The following is a 13,607-nucleotide window of genomic DNA, read 5'->3' on the forward strand; positions in this document are numbered from 1 at the left end:
GAATTGCGTCGTGGTGCAGGCTACACTTCCAGGTTAATCAGCGCATTATCAATGAGGATGAAGCATGAAACTGATCAGTCACGATCTCCAGGACGGCGGTAAGCTGCCTAATCGTCACGTCTTCAACGGCATGGGCTACGATGGCGACAATATTTCGCCGCATCTGATGTGGGATGATGTGCCCGCGGGAACCAAAAGCTTTGTGGTGACCTGCTACGATCCGGATGCGCCGACCGGCTCCGGCTGGTGGCACTGGGTGGTGGCTAACCTGCCTGCGGATACCCGCGTCCTGCCGCAAGGGGCCGGTTCCGGTCAGGCGGAGCTGCCGGAAGAGGCCGTTCAGACCCGCACCGATTTTGGCAAGGCGGGATACGGCGGCGCAGCGCCGCCGAAGGGCGAAACCCACCGCTATATCTTTACCGTCCACGCCCTGGACGTCGAGAAAATTGAAGTGGATGCCGAGGCCAGCGGCGCAATGGTCGGCTTTAACGTCCATTTCCATTCCCTCGCCAGCGCCTCCATCACCGCCCTGTTCAGTTAATCTCCCCCCCGGATAGCGGCTGTCGCCTTATCCGGGCTACTTGCGGCGCCATTTGTTTTTCGGGTGGCGCTGCGCTTACCCGACCTACAATACCCCCAGGCCCACGCAAGCGCAGCGCCGCCGGGCGATTGCCGCGGGCACGGAGCCGCTTTTATGCCGGGCGGCGGCTGACGCCTTGCCCGGCCTACGGGGGCCTCTCCCAGCCTCACACCTCGTAGCCCCGGTAAGCGCAGCGCCACCGGGGAAATTGGCCTTACTGTTCAGTGGCTACCTGCAGCGCCGTTTTACGCACCCGCGCGTACCACACCACCGTCAGCAGCCCGAGCCAGACCAGGCCGGCAATCAGCGCCATCCGCGTCTCAGCAAACATCCCCAGCACCGCGATAACCAGCCCCATAAACAGCAGCGTCAACAGCGGCGCAACCGGCCAGAACGGGACGGGGAAGGCAATCTGGCTGCGCTCTTCGGCAGACAAACTACGGCGCATGGCGAAATGGGACAGCAGGATCATCAACCACACCCACACCGTGGCGAATGCCGCCAGCGAAGCAATTAGCACAAAGACCTGCTCGGGGATCAGATAGTTCAGCACCACCGCCGCCAGCAGCGCGCCGCCCATGACCACCACCGTCATCCAGGGTACGCCGTTGCTGGCGATGCGCTGGAAGCTTTTCGGCGCCAGCCCCTCTTTCGACATGCCGTACATCATGCGCCCGGCGCCGAAGATATCGCTGTTAATTGCCGAAATGCTGGCGCTGATCACGATGATGTTAAGGATTGTCGCCGCCGCCGGGATCCCCAGACCGTCGAAAATCAGCACAAACGGACTCCCCTGCTCGCCAAAGCTGTTCCACGGGAAAATCGCCATCAGCACCGCCAGGGTGCAGACGTAGAACAGGATAATACGCAGCGGAATGGTATTGATGGCCTGCGGGATGACCTTTTTCGGATCTTTCGCTTCCGCGGCGGTGACGCCGATAATCTCCACCCCGCCGAAAGCGAACATCACGATGCCAAGCGAAGCGATAACGCCCTGCCAGCCGTTAGGAGCAAAGCCGCCGTGGCTCCACAGATTTTCCAGCCCGGTAGCCGGGAAGCTATGGCCGAAGCCAAAGAAGATGATCCCGGCGCCCGCCAGCATCATGGCGATAATCGCCACCACCTTCACCAGCGACAGCCAGAACTCCATCTCGCCGAACACCCGCACGTTGCACAGGTTCATGGCGCCGATAAAGAAGATGATGCTGAGGATCCAGATCCAGCGCGGGACATCGGGATACCACAATCCCATATAGATGCCGAAGGCGGTGACGTCGGCCAGGGCGACGATCACCATTTCAAAAGTATAGGTCCAGCCGGTAATAAACCCGGCCAGCGGCCCGAGATACTGGCGGGCATAGCTGCCGAAGGAGCCGGAAACCGGGTTGCGCACCGCCATCTCGCCCAGCGCGCGCATGACGATAAACACCGCCGCGCCGCCAATCAGATAGGCCAGCAGCACCGCCGGGCCCGCCGCCTTGATGGCGGAGGCCGAGCCGTAGAACAGCCCGGTGCCGATAGCGGAGCCGAGCGCAATAAATCGAATGTGTCGGGCATTGAGCCCGCGCAGCAGATGTGGCTTGTGTTGTTGTTGCATATACAGGTGTCCTGGTTTTTTTATATGACGACAAATATGCGATGTAGGGCGGTCGGGGGAATGACTTCCCCCGACGCGGGTACAGAGAACAACGGTGATTAGTGCAGGCCTGGCAGTACGGCAGGCAGCAGACGCGTCAGGTGACGGGCCGCCAGAAGCGCAATGGCATTATCGATATCCGGGGCGAAGTAGCGATCCTGCGTATAATGAGGGACACGTTCGCGCAGCAGATGACGCGCTTCTTCCAGCAGTGGGCTGGTGGTCAGCCCTTCGCGCATATCCAGCCCCTGCGCCGCCGCCAGCCACTCAACGGCCAATACGCCGCGGGTGTTCTCGGCCATCGCCCACAGGCGGCGACCGGCCGCCGGCGCCATCGAGACGTGGTCTTCCTGGTTGGCGGAGGTCGGCAAGCTGTCGACGCTGTGCGGGTGCGACAGCGCTTTGTTTTCACTGGCCAGCGCCGCCGCCGTGACCTGGGCAATCATAAACCCGGAGTTCACCCCGCCATTTTTCACGAGGAACGGCGGCAGCTGCGACATATGGCTGTCCATCATCAGCGCGATGCGGCGCTCGGAGAGCGAGCCGATTTCGGCGATCGCCAGCGCGATATTATCCGCGGCCATCGCCACCGGTTCGGCGTGGAAGTTGCCGCCGGAGATGACGTCATTTTCGGCGGCGAAGACCAGCGGGTTATCAGAGACCGCGTTGGCTTCGGCCAGCAGCACTTCCGCCGCCTGGCGGATCTGGGTCAGGCAGGCGCCCATCACCTGCGGCTGACAGCGCAGGGAGTACGGGTCCTGCACCTTGCTGCAGTTATGGTGCGACTGCGAGATCGCGCTATCGTCGGTCAGCAGATGGCGATACAGCGCCGCCGCATCAATCTGCCCGCGCTGGCCGCGTACCTCATGAATACGCGCATCGAACGGACGACGCGAACCCAGCGCCGCTTCGGTGGTTAACGCCCCGCAAACGACCGCGGAGGCGAACAGATCTTCGGCTTCGAACAAACCGCGCAGGGCAAAAGCGGTCGAGGCCTGGGTGCCGTTGAGTAGCGCCAGCCCCTCTTTCGCCGCCAGGGTAATCGGCTCCAGCCCAACCTGACGCAGCGCTTCGGTAGCCGGCAGCCATTCGCCGCCGCGTACCCGCGCTTTGCCTTCGCCAAGCAGGGTCAGCGACATATGCGCCAGCGGCGCGAGGTCGCCGGAGGCGCCGACGGAACCTTTCGCCGGGATCCACGGCGTCACGCCGGCATTCACCAGGCCAATCAGCGCCTGGATCACGCTCAGGCGGATCCCGGAGAAACCGCGGGACAGGCTGTTAATCTTCAGCACCATAATCAGGCGCGCAAGGTCATCGTCCAGCGGCTCGCCAACGCCCGCCGCATGGGACAGCACCAGCGAACGCTGCAGGTTCTCCAGATCTTCCGTCGAGATCCGGGTCTGCGCCAGCAGGCCAAAACCAGTGTTAATGCCGTAGGCAGTCCGCCCTTCGGCAAGGATGGCGTTGACGCAGGCCACGCTCTCGTCGATGGCGGCAAACGCGCCGCTGTCGAGGGTAATATTCACCGGGTGGCTGTAGATGTCGCGGAGCTGCGACAGGCTGAGTTGACCCGGGATCAGAGTTAAAGATTTCATTTCGCGTTCCCCTGCGTTGCCGCGACCATCGGAAGATTGAGACCCTGTTCTGCTGCGCATTCAATGGCAATCTCGTACCCCGCGTCGGCATGACGCATCACACCGGTGGCCGGGTCGTTGTGCAGGACGCGGGCGATACGCGCCGCCGCTTCATCGGTGCCATCGCAGACGATAACCATCCCGGAGTGTTGCGAGAAGCCCATGCCTACCCCGCCGCCGTGGTGCAGCGACACCCAGGTCGCGCCGCTGGCGGTGTTGAGCAGGGCGTTGAGCAGCGGCCAGTCGGAGACCGCGTCAGAGCCGTCGCGCATCGCTTCGGTTTCGCGGTTTGGGCTGGCGACGGAGCCGGAGTCAAGGTGATCGCGGCCAATGACGATCGGCGCGGAGACTTCGCCGCTGCGCACCATTTCGTTAAACGCCAGGCCCAGCTTCTGCCGCCATTCCAGACCGACCCAGCAGATACGCGCCGGCAGCCCCTGGAAGCTGATGCGCTCGCGCGCCATATCCAGCCAGTGGTGCAGATGCTTATCATCCTTAATGATCTCTTTCACTTTGGCGTCGGTTTTGTAGATATCCTGCGGATCGCCGGAGAGCGCTACCCAGCGGAACGGTCCGATACCCCGACAGAACAGGGGGCGGATATAGGCCGGCACGAAGCCCGGGAAATCAAAGGCGTTGCTGACGCCCACTTCCTGAGCCATCTGGCGAATGTTGTTACCGTAGTCGAAGGTCGGGACCCCCATCTCATGGAAGGCCAGCATCGCCTGCACGTGGTCGGCCATCGAGCGTTTCGCCGCCAGAATGGTGCCCTGCGGATCGGATTCGGCTTTCTGCTGATACTCTTCCCAGCTCCAGCCTTTCGGCAGATAGCCGTGCAGCGGGTCGTGGGCGCTGGTCTGGTCGGTGACCATATCCGGGCGCACGCCGCGTTTCACCAGCTCCGGCACGATCTCCGCGGCGTTGCCGCACAGGGCGATGGAGATAGCGCGACCTTCGGCAGTGTATTTCTTGATGCGCGCCAGGGCGTCATCCAGAGAAGTAGCTTGTTCGTCCACATAGCGGGTGCGCAGACGGAAATCGATGCGGCTCTGCTGGCATTCAATGTTCAGCGAGCAGGCCCCGGCCAGCGTCGCGGCCAGCGGCTGCGCGCCGCCCATGCCGCCCAGCCCGGCGGTTAGCACCCAGCGGCCTTTCAGGCTGCCCTGATAGTGCTGACGACCGGCTTCGACGAAGGTTTCGTAGGTGCCCTGCACGATGCCCTGGCTGCCAATGTAGATCCAGCTGCCAGCGGTCATCTGGCCGTACATCGCCAGCCCTTTGGCATCCAGCTCGTTGAAGTGTTCCCAGGTCGCCCAGTGCGGGACCAGGTTGGAGTTAGCGATCAGCACGCGCGGCGAGTTTTCATGGGTTTTGAAAACGCCCACCGGCTTGCCGGACTGGACCAGCAGGGTTTCGTCGCTTTCCAGGTTCTTCAGCGCCTTCACGATAGCGTCATAGCATTCCCAGTTGCGCGCTGCGCGACCAATACCGCCATAGACCACCAGCTCGTGCGGGTTTTCGGCGACATCGGGATCGAGGTTATTCATTAACATACGCAGCGGGGCTTCGGTCAACCAGCTCTTCGCGGTCAGCGTCGTGCCTCTTGGCGCACGGACGTCCAGCTGGCGATATTTGCTTTGCGACATCGGGGTTTCTCCTGACAATGAACGTTGTTTACGTAGATACATATACTTGTCTATACAAGCATGCGCAAGCCAGGATTTAACAGAAATGATACAATTTTGTTATATTGCGTCAGCAATCACGTTTTGCTGACGCCAGTGTGGATCAGGAGCCAAAGCGGCCCTGCAGACGATAACGGCTGCCGGGGAACAGCAGGCGCGCGTGGGAAACGATATGGGTTGTCGACCAGGTGCGGCGACGGATCAGCAGGCAGGGATCGTGGGCGTGAATATGCAGCAGCGCGCACTCTTCCGCTGTGGCCTGCACCGCTTCAACAATATGTTCACCTTCGGTTAACGGGGCGATCAGCGACAGATAATCATGGGGCGTGGTGGCGGTATAATCCTGCTGGAGATAGTCCGGCACCACCGCGGCATTGACGCAGCGATCTTCGATTTGTACCGGCACCTCGTTTTCGTAATGCACCATCAGCGAATGAAAGATGCGGGTGCCTTCCGCTACGCTGAGCGCCGTCGCCTGAATATGATCCGCCCGGGTCTCCTCCAGCAGCAGCACCTCGCAGCGGTGCTGATGGTGACGGGCAAGAATTTCTTCGGCAATGCTGCGCACCTCAAACAGCGCCGACTGCCCTTTCGGCTCGGCGACAAAGGTCCCCACCCCTTGCAACCTGACCAGCAGGCCTTCATCCGTTAGCTCGCGCAGCGCGCGGTTGATGGTCATCCGGCTGAAGCCGAACTGGGCCACCAGCTCCGCTTCCGAAGGGATACGGTCATGCGGTCGCCAGACGCCGCTGTGAATTTTTTCACCGATAGCCTGCTTCACCTTCTCATAAAAAGGCGCGGGCGCGGAACGGGGTTGCTGTGAAAACATAGCCTGGCTTTCCTTTTGCAAAATGGGCGGCGAAACACCCAGAATATACCGGAATGGCTACTGCCACCAATGGGCGATTTGCCATGCCAGACGGGCCGCCGCGCGGGCGCCCTGACCGTCAATGTCAAACTGCGGGTTGAACTCCACCAGATCCACCGCCTGCAGCTTACCGCTGCGGCACAACGGCTCTACGATGCGCAGCAGGGTCGCCAGCGGCACGCCCAGCGCCGCCGGCGCGGATACCGCCGGCATTTCGCGCGCCGGCAGCACGTCGAGATCGATGGTCAGATACAGACGGTCGAATTGCGCGATATTGCGCTCAAGCTCCGCCAGCACCCGGGTTTCAAAGGCCTCTAATACCTGTAGATCCTCCACAATAGCCACCTCGCGCCGCGCCGCTTCCTCCCAGAGCGCCTGGGTGTTGGCCGCCCGACTGACCCCAATGCAGGTATAGTAAAAACCGCGCTGCTGCGCGTCACACTCCAGCGCCAGCTGGCGGAACGGCGTCCCGGAGCTGGCGCACTCGGCAAAGCGCAGATCCAGATGCGCATCGAGGTTAATAATGCCCACTTTTTCGCCGGGGAAGGCATCCAGTATCCCGGCGCCGTGACCGAAGGCGGTCTCGTGGCCACCGCCCAGTACCAGCGTGCGTTTGCCGGCGCGCTGGCAGGCGGTCACCGCCTCGCGCAGCGCCTGATGCGCGGCTTCCAGCTGGTCGCCTTCGACGCTAATCGTGCCCATATCCACGCAGCGGTCGTGGCCCTGATGGCTGGCCATATTGGCCAGCGCCCGGCGTAGGGTCGCCGGGCCGTCAGCCGCTCCGGTACGCCCTTTGTTGCGCCGGACGCCTTCGTCACAGGCGAAGCCGAGCAGCGCGATATCGCCGGGCATCTCCTGCGGCGCGAAGCGTTCGGCGCGGGGAATGGTCTGGAACAGACGCAGCGCATTCGGCGCTTCCGCGCTGTCGTCGCGACCTTGCCAAAGGTTAGCGGGGGTAGCTTGCCACAGCATCATTGTAGTTCTCCTCGTACCACACGCTGCCAGAGCGGACTGCGCCCCGGCTCATACACCATCTCGACCGGATGCTCAGCATCCCAGATGGCAAAGTTCGCCACAAAGCCCGCCGCCAGCTGGCCGTGGCTGTTCTGCCGCCCCAGCGCCCGCGCGGCATGGCGCGTCACGCCGGCCCACGCCTCTTCCGGCGTCAGGCCAAATTTGACGCAGGCCATGTTCATCGCCAGATGCAGGCTGGCGAAGGGGCTGGTGCCGGGGTTGAAATCCGTCGCCACCGCCATCGGCACCTGGTACTTGCGCAACAGTTCCACCGGTGGTTTGCGGGTTTCATTGAGGAAGTAGAACGCGCCGGGCAGCAGGGCCGCCACGGTGCCGCTCTCGCGCATCGCCGCCACCCCCTCTTCCGTCAGATATTCGATATGGTCGGCGGACAGTCCGTGATAACGGCTCACCAGCTGCGCGCCGCCCAGCGAGGAGAGCTGCTCAACGTGACCTTTAACCGGGATGCCTAGCGCCTGCGCCGCCTGAAACACCCGCTCGGTTTGCTGCGGGCTGAAACCGACGTTTTCGCAGAAGACGTCGACGCTTTCAAACAGTCCCTCCCGCCAGAGCGTCGGCAGGATCGTCTCGCAGACCAGCGTAATATAGCCGTCGGCGTCGCCTTGATATTCCGGCGGCGTGGCGTGGGCAGAGAGCAGCGTCGCCGAAAGCTCGACGCCATTGTCGTCGGCCAGCTGGCGGGCGACCCGCAGCATTTTGCGCTCGTTTTGCAGATCGAGACCGTAGCCGGATTTGATCTCCAGAGTGGTCACCCCTTCACGCAGCAGGCGGGCCAGCCGCGGCTGGGCCAGCGCCAGCAGCTCGGCTTCGCTGCTGTCGCGGGTGGCGCGCACGGTGGCATTAATCCCCCCGCCGCTGGCGCTGATGGTCTGATAGGAGACGCCGTTCAGACGCTGCTCCCACTCCTGGGCCCGGCTGCCGCCGAAGACGAGATGGGTGTGGCAGTCGATTAATCCCGGCGTGACCAGCCGGCCTTCGAGATCGATCCTGCGCCCGCTGGGAAGGTCATCTTCGGCGACGATCGCCGCAATGCGACCGTCGTGGACCAGCAGCGCGTGGCGCTCCAGCAGACCGTACGGTTGAGCGTGGTCGGGGTTCAAGGTGGCGAGACGGGCGTTTCGCCAGATAACGAGTTCGGAAGTGGCTTCAGTCATAGCGCTTAACTTGTCATGGGTTGTATAGACATTTATTTTCATAACGCCGGGAATGTCAACAAAAGCGCGACTAAATGTTATTTATTTGTGACTAGGGACCGTCCCGGAACAGCGTTCATTGCGTAAAGAAGGTAAGTTTTTCAGCCCGCATCTTCCCGTTTCGTTCAAGTTAGTATAAAACAGCAGGTTTTAAAGGACTTATACCCTGGCGTCTCAGCCGGGGTATTTCACTACGCTTAATTTTGCCCGGAGCAACATGAACACATATTCCGTTTCCCGTCTGGCGCTGGCGCTGGCCTTCGGCGTGACGCTGTCCGCCTGTAGCTCGACGCCTGCCGATCAACAGCCCTCAACGCAGACTGCACCGGGCACCACCGCGCGTCCCATTCTGAACGCCGATGAAGCGAAAAACTTTACCCCGGCGGCCTATTTCCAGTCGCTGAACCCCAATGCCGCGGCCTGGACGCCGTCCGCCATCAGCCTGCCGGCGCAGCCTGACTTTATCGTCGGCCCGGCGGGAACCCAGGGCGTGACCCATACCACCGTCCAGGCAGCGGTGGATGCGGCAATTGCCCGCCACTCTAACCGTCGCCTGTTTATCGCCATCATGCCGGGCGAATACCCGGGCACCGTCTACGTTCCGGCGGCGCCGGGCGCCCTGACTCTGTATGGTACCGGCGATAAACCGATTGACGTAAAAATCAGCGAAGCCATTGATTCTGAAATGGATCGCAACACCTGGCGTCGTCTGGTCAATCCGGGTGGTAAATACATGCCGGGCAAACCGGCGTGGTATATGTTCGACAGCTGCCAGAGCAAATCCACCGCCACCGTCGGCGTGATGTGCTCCGCGGTCTTCTGGTCGCAGAATAACGGCCTGCAGCTGCAGAACCTGACCATCGCCAACAACCTTGGCGACAGCGTCGATGCCGGTACCCACCAGGCCGTTGCCCTGCGCAGCGATGGCGACCAGGTGCAGATCGATAAGGTGAACATTCTTGGCCGCCAGAACACCTTCTTCGTGACCAACAGCGGCGTGCAGAACCGTCTGCAGGACAACCGTCAGACTCGCACCCTGGTAACCAACAGCTATATTGAAGGCGACGTGGATATCGTTTCTGGCCGTGGCGCCGTGGTGTTTGATAACACCGACTTCCGCGTGGTGAACTCCCGTACTCAGAAAGAAGCCTATGTCTTCGCGCCGGCCACCCTGAAGAGCGTGACCTACGGCTTCCTGGCGACTAACAGCCGCTTCACCGCCTCCGGGGATAACGTCGCGCAGCTCGGCCGCGCGCTGGATGTTGACGGTAACAGCAACGGTCAGGTCGTGATCCGCGACAGCGCCATCAACGAAGGCTTTAATATCGCCCAGCCGTGGGCGGCAGCGGTAGGCTCCGGCCGTCCGTTCAGCGGCAACACCGGCAGCGCGGATGACAAAGGCAATCTGCAGCGCAACCTCAACGACAACAGCTTCAACCGCATGTGGGAATATAACAACCGCGGCGTGGGAAGCAGCGTGGTCGCCGAGCCGAAACAGTAAAGCGCAACAAGCGTGAAGCATAATAAAAGAGGGGGCGATGCCCCCTCTTTCCTTTTTCGTTCAGCGCTTCACGCCGTCAGGCGGTTCGCCATTTGCGGGTCAGCGGTTTTTCCAGCTCCACGATCAGGAACATGGCGAAGCCGATGATAAAGGTGATCACCCAGTAGCGGAACGGCAGCCCGGTGGTGCCAAACAGCATCTGCATAAACGGCGCATAGATAATCAGCAGCTGCAGCACCAGCAGCACGCCGCTGACGATCCAGATCCCCTTGTTAGCCAGCAAACCTTTGGTTAACGAGAAACCATCCGACACGCGGCAGTTCAGCATATAGAACCACTGGGCGGTGACCAGGGTCTGCAACAGCACGGTACGGATAAACTCCGGCGAATAGCCGCGCGGCTGCAGCCAGGCTTCGAGAATAAAGGCGCTGACCGCAATCATCGACCCCACAAACGCCACGCGCCAGATGGCAAACCCGTCCATGACGTGAATTTTCGGGTCGCGCGGCGGCCGCCGCATAATATTTTTCTCACCGGCTTCAAACGCCAGACCAAACGACAGCGTGGCGGAGGTGGCCATGTTCATCCACAGGATCAGCACCGGCGTCAGCGGCAGCACGTTGCCTGCCAGCAGCGCGATCACGATCAGTAAACCCTGCGCAAGGTTGGTCGGCATGACAAAAAGAATGGTTTTCTTCAGGTTGTCATACACCCGGCGCCCCTCGCGGACCGCGCTGGCGATGGTGGCGAAGTTGTCGTCGGTCAACACCATATCGGCGGCTTCCTTGGTGACTTCGGTTCCCTTGATCCCCATCGCCACGCCGACGTCAGCCTGCTTCAGCGCCGGGGCATCGTTCACCCCGTCTCCGGTCATGCCGACAATCTCTTTCTTGCTCTGCAGAGCCTGCACCAGACGGAACTTATCTTCCGGGCTGGTGCGGGCGAAGATATCGAACTGCTGCGCGGCGACGCTCAGCTGCGCGTCGTCCATCACCTCCAGCTCGCGCCCGGTGATGGCGTTACCCGCATTGCCAATCCCCAACATTTTGCCGATGCTCATCGCCGTTTGCGGATGGTCGCCGGTGATCATCTTCACGCGGATCCCGGCCTGCAGGCAGTCGGCAATCGCCGTGATCGCTTCCGGACGTGGCGGATCCATCATCCCGGCAACCCCTAATAAAATGACCCCCTGCTGCAGATCCTGATGGGTCAGCTCGGTCTGGCCTGCGGCAGCCGGCTTCCAGGCCGCGGCCACCATGCGCAGCCCCTCCCGGGCGTACTCTTCAATTTTGCTTTCCCAGTACGGGAGATCCAGCGGCTGCAGTCCGTTGTCGCTCTGCTGATACTGGCACAGGCGGAACAGAACGTCAGGCGCGCCGGTGACCAGCACCACCTCCTCTTCGCCCAGCCGGTAAAGCGTCGACATGTATTTATATTGCGAATCAAAAGGAATTTTACTACGCAGCTCGCTGGGCTGCGGCGCCAGGGTTATCTTCGCCGCCAGCACCTTCAATGCCCCCTCGGTGGGGCCGCCGGTAATTTTCCACAGCCCGCCTTCCTCTTTGATAAGCTGGCTGTCGTTACACAGATCGATAGTGCGCAGATAGCGCTCAAGAAGCGATCCTGGCGCCACGGCGATCGGCGTCGGGTCGTCGATGGCATGGATTTTACCGACCGGCTCATAGCTGTCCCCTTCCACCCGATAGACGCTGTCCGCGGTGATCACCGCCTTCACCGTCATTTCGTTCATGGTCAGGGTCCCGGTTTTATCCGAGCAGATAACGGTCATCGCACCGAGGGTTTCCACCGTCGGCAGCTTGCGGATAATCGCTTTCTGACGGGCCATCGCCTGCACGCCAAGCGACAGAATAATCGAGATAATCGCCGGCAACCCTTCCGGGACCGACGCCACCGCGAGGCTAATTAACGACAGCATCAGTTCGGAGACCGGCATATCGCGGAACAGCAGGCTAAAGACGAACAGCGCCGCCATCATCACCAGAATGAGGATAAAAATGGCTTTGCCCAGCTTATCCATCTGCACCAGCAGCGGCGTGCGATGTTTCTCAATGCCCGCCATCATCTGGTTGATGTGGCCCAGCTCGGTATCGCCGCCGGTGGCCACCACGATCCCTTTCCCCGCCCCTGAGCTGACGGTGGTCCCGGAAAACACCAGGTTGCTGCGATCGCCGAGCGGCAAATCACCGCTTAGCGGCTCGGTGGTTTTTTCCACCACCGTCGACTCGCCGGTGAGGATTGCCTCTTCCACCCGCAGGTTGTGCGCCTCAATCACCCGTAAATCGGCGGGGATTCGGTCGCCGGCGCGGATCACCACGATATCGCCGGGCACCAGCGAGGTGGTGGGGATGGTTTCATGGTTGCCCTGGCGGATCACCACCGCCTCGCTGGAGAGCATATTACGGATACTCTGCAGCGATTTTTCCGCATTACTCTCCTGAATGAAGCCGATCAGCGCATTGACCACCGCCACCGCGAGGATCACTGACATGTCGATCCAGTGGCCCATTACCGCCTTGAGCAGCGCCGCCGCCAGCAGGACGTAGATCAGCACATCGTTAAAATGCACAATAAAACGCAGCCAGGCGGGTTTACCCGGCTTCTGCGGCAGGGCGTTTTCGCCATACTGCTGCAGGCGCGTGGCCGCCTCTGTTCCGCTAATCCCGTCCGGCGAACTCTGCACGCTGGCGAGCGTCTCCTCGACGGAGCGCTGATAGTAGGGCGCCCCCGGTTTATCTGTATTCATACTCTCTCCCTCGATTTATGAAGCGGAAGTCAGGACGACATCCCGCCGTCATCAGCGCACAACGAAAACCGGTACATGGGCATAGCGCACGATATTGGCCGCTTCCGAGCCCAGCAGGTGAGTCTGGATCCCCGGATTGCGTGAACCGACAATCACTACGTCCGCTTTTAGCTCATCGGCCAGGGCGATCACTTGATCGCGAACATTGCCACTGCGCACATAAAGATGGCTGGCGTCTTCCGCCAGGCCATTTTTTTTAACCAGCTCGGTCAGTTTTTCCTTAGCGGTAGTAATCAAATGGTCTTCCATCTTTCGGGCATCAGAGATAAATCCACGCGTTAACACCGGAGAGAATGCCGGAATGACATGGACAAGATGAATTTGCCCGGCAGAATGTTGGGCAAGGAATTTTGCATGAGAGAGCGCTTTGTCGGCCAGGCCTGCATCAAAAACGTCAACGGGAACAACGATATTTTTATACATGAGATAATCCTTTTATTACCAATACAATGCGTAGTGATGAATAACCCCATACTTGGGGAGGAACGAAATCTCAACAACAGAAGCGGCGAGCAGAATAGATGTTATTAAACGTAGCACAGGAAAATTAACATTAGAAAATGACGGATTAATAGACTGAAAAATATTATAAAAAGCTCTTATCACCTGCGAATCTCCTGCCCTTTCCCCAACGATGCCGCCAACGCTCGG

Annotated in this window: 10 protein-coding genes; 2 read left to right on the forward strand and 8 right to left on the reverse strand. The window is 60.8% G+C overall.

The window, feature by feature from the left end:
* Positions 1–64 precede the first annotated feature (64 nt).
* Positions 65–541 (forward strand): kinase inhibitor, encoded by a 477-nt coding sequence (locus ABLU73_RS13000; protein WP_002895575.1) that lies wholly within the window; start codon positions 65–67, stop codon positions 539–541.
* A gap of 253 nt (positions 542–794) precedes the next feature.
* Here ABLU73_RS13000 and ABLU73_RS13005 read toward each other — a convergent pair whose 3' ends face one another.
* The 6 genes from ABLU73_RS13005 to hutI form a co-directional block, all read right to left on the reverse strand.
* Positions 795–2,177 (reverse strand): amino acid permease, encoded by a 1,383-nt coding sequence (locus ABLU73_RS13005; RefSeq protein WP_004886104.1) that lies wholly within the window; start codon positions 2,175–2,177, stop codon positions 795–797.
* A gap of 98 nt (positions 2,178–2,275) precedes the next feature.
* Positions 2,276–3,811: a histidine ammonia-lyase gene (hutH, locus tag ABLU73_RS13010; RefSeq protein WP_023320006.1), complete on the reverse strand. Its 1,536-nt coding sequence runs from the start codon at positions 3,809–3,811 to the stop codon at positions 2,276–2,278.
* Positions 3,808–5,496, reverse strand: a complete 1,689-nt coding sequence (gene hutU, locus ABLU73_RS13015) for a urocanate hydratase (protein ID WP_004886099.1) — start codon at positions 5,494–5,496, stop codon at positions 3,808–3,810. The genes hutH and hutU overlap by 4 nt, the downstream gene beginning before the upstream one ends.
* A 142-nt stretch (positions 5,497–5,638) precedes the next feature.
* Entirely contained in the window at positions 5,639–6,364 is a 726-nt protein-coding gene (locus ABLU73_RS13020) for a histidine utilization repressor (RefSeq protein WP_043521795.1), read from the reverse strand.
* A gap of 57 nt (positions 6,365–6,421) precedes the next feature.
* Positions 6,422–7,378 (reverse strand): formimidoylglutamase, encoded by a 957-nt coding sequence (gene hutG, locus ABLU73_RS13025; RefSeq protein ID WP_135729790.1) that lies wholly within the window; start codon positions 7,376–7,378, stop codon positions 6,422–6,424.
* A complete protein-coding gene (hutI, locus tag ABLU73_RS13030; protein ID WP_074422220.1) occupies positions 7,375–8,634 on the reverse strand; it encodes an imidazolonepropionase in 1,260 nt (419 codons plus the stop codon). The genes hutG and hutI overlap by 4 nt, the downstream gene beginning before the upstream one ends.
* 214 nt (positions 8,635–8,848) lie before the next feature.
* On the opposite strand from hutI, the gene ABLU73_RS13035 reads away from it, so the two are divergent.
* Complete coding sequence (locus ABLU73_RS13035; protein ID WP_004886081.1) at positions 8,849–10,132, forward strand: putative acyl-CoA thioester hydrolase; 1,284 nt, start codon at positions 8,849–8,851, stop codon at positions 10,130–10,132.
* Between the two features lie 76 nt (positions 10,133–10,208).
* Here the strand turns inward: ABLU73_RS13035 and ABLU73_RS13040 are convergent, their stop codons facing one another.
* Positions 10,209–12,896, reverse strand: coding sequence for a cation-transporting P-type ATPase (locus ABLU73_RS13040; protein ID WP_004886078.1), 2,688 nt, complete (start codon positions 12,894–12,896; stop codon positions 10,209–10,211).
* Positions 12,897–12,947: 51 nt separating this feature from the next.
* Complete coding sequence (locus tag ABLU73_RS13045; protein ID WP_004886076.1) at positions 12,948–13,379, reverse strand: universal stress protein; 432 nt, start codon at positions 13,377–13,379, stop codon at positions 12,948–12,950.
* Positions 13,380–13,607: the final 228 nt, after the last annotated feature.

It is taken from the genome of Klebsiella sp. GG_Kp175 (assembly GCF_040062325.1).
Classification (GTDB): Bacteria; Pseudomonadota; Gammaproteobacteria; order Enterobacterales; family Enterobacteriaceae; genus Klebsiella; species Klebsiella quasipneumoniae.

Excerpts from the sequence above, each read along its gene's own strand:
- ABLU73_RS13000 (WP_002895575.1), top strand. The coding sequence starts at position 65 with ATGAAACTGATCAGTCACGATCTCCAGGACGGCGGTAAGCTGCCTAAT.
- ABLU73_RS13005 (WP_004886104.1), bottom strand. The coding sequence starts at position 2,177 with ATGCAACAACAACACAAGCCACATCTGCTGCGCGGGCTCAATGCCCGA.
- hutH (WP_023320006.1), bottom strand. The coding sequence starts at position 3,811 with ATGAAATCTTTAACTCTGATCCCGGGTCAACTCAGCCTGTCGCAGCTC.
- hutU (WP_004886099.1), bottom strand. The coding sequence starts at position 5,496 with ATGTCGCAAAGCAAATATCGCCAGCTGGACGTCCGTGCGCCAAGAGGC.
- ABLU73_RS13020 (WP_043521795.1), bottom strand. The coding sequence starts at position 6,364 with ATGTTTTCACAGCAACCCCGTTCCGCGCCCGCGCCTTTTTATGAGAAG.
- hutG (WP_135729790.1), bottom strand. The coding sequence starts at position 7,378 with ATGATGCTGTGGCAAGCTACCCCCGCTAACCTTTGGCAAGGTCGCGAC.
- hutI (WP_074422220.1), bottom strand. The coding sequence starts at position 8,634 with ATGAAAATAAATGTCTATACAACCCATGACAAGTTAAGCGCTATGACT.
- ABLU73_RS13035 (WP_004886081.1), top strand. The coding sequence starts at position 8,849 with ATGAACACATATTCCGTTTCCCGTCTGGCGCTGGCGCTGGCCTTCGGC.
- ABLU73_RS13040 (WP_004886078.1), bottom strand. The coding sequence starts at position 12,896 with ATGAATACAGATAAACCGGGGGCGCCCTACTATCAGCGCTCCGTCGAG.
- ABLU73_RS13045 (WP_004886076.1), bottom strand. The coding sequence starts at position 13,379 with ATGTATAAAAATATCGTTGTTCCCGTTGACGTTTTTGATGCAGGCCTG.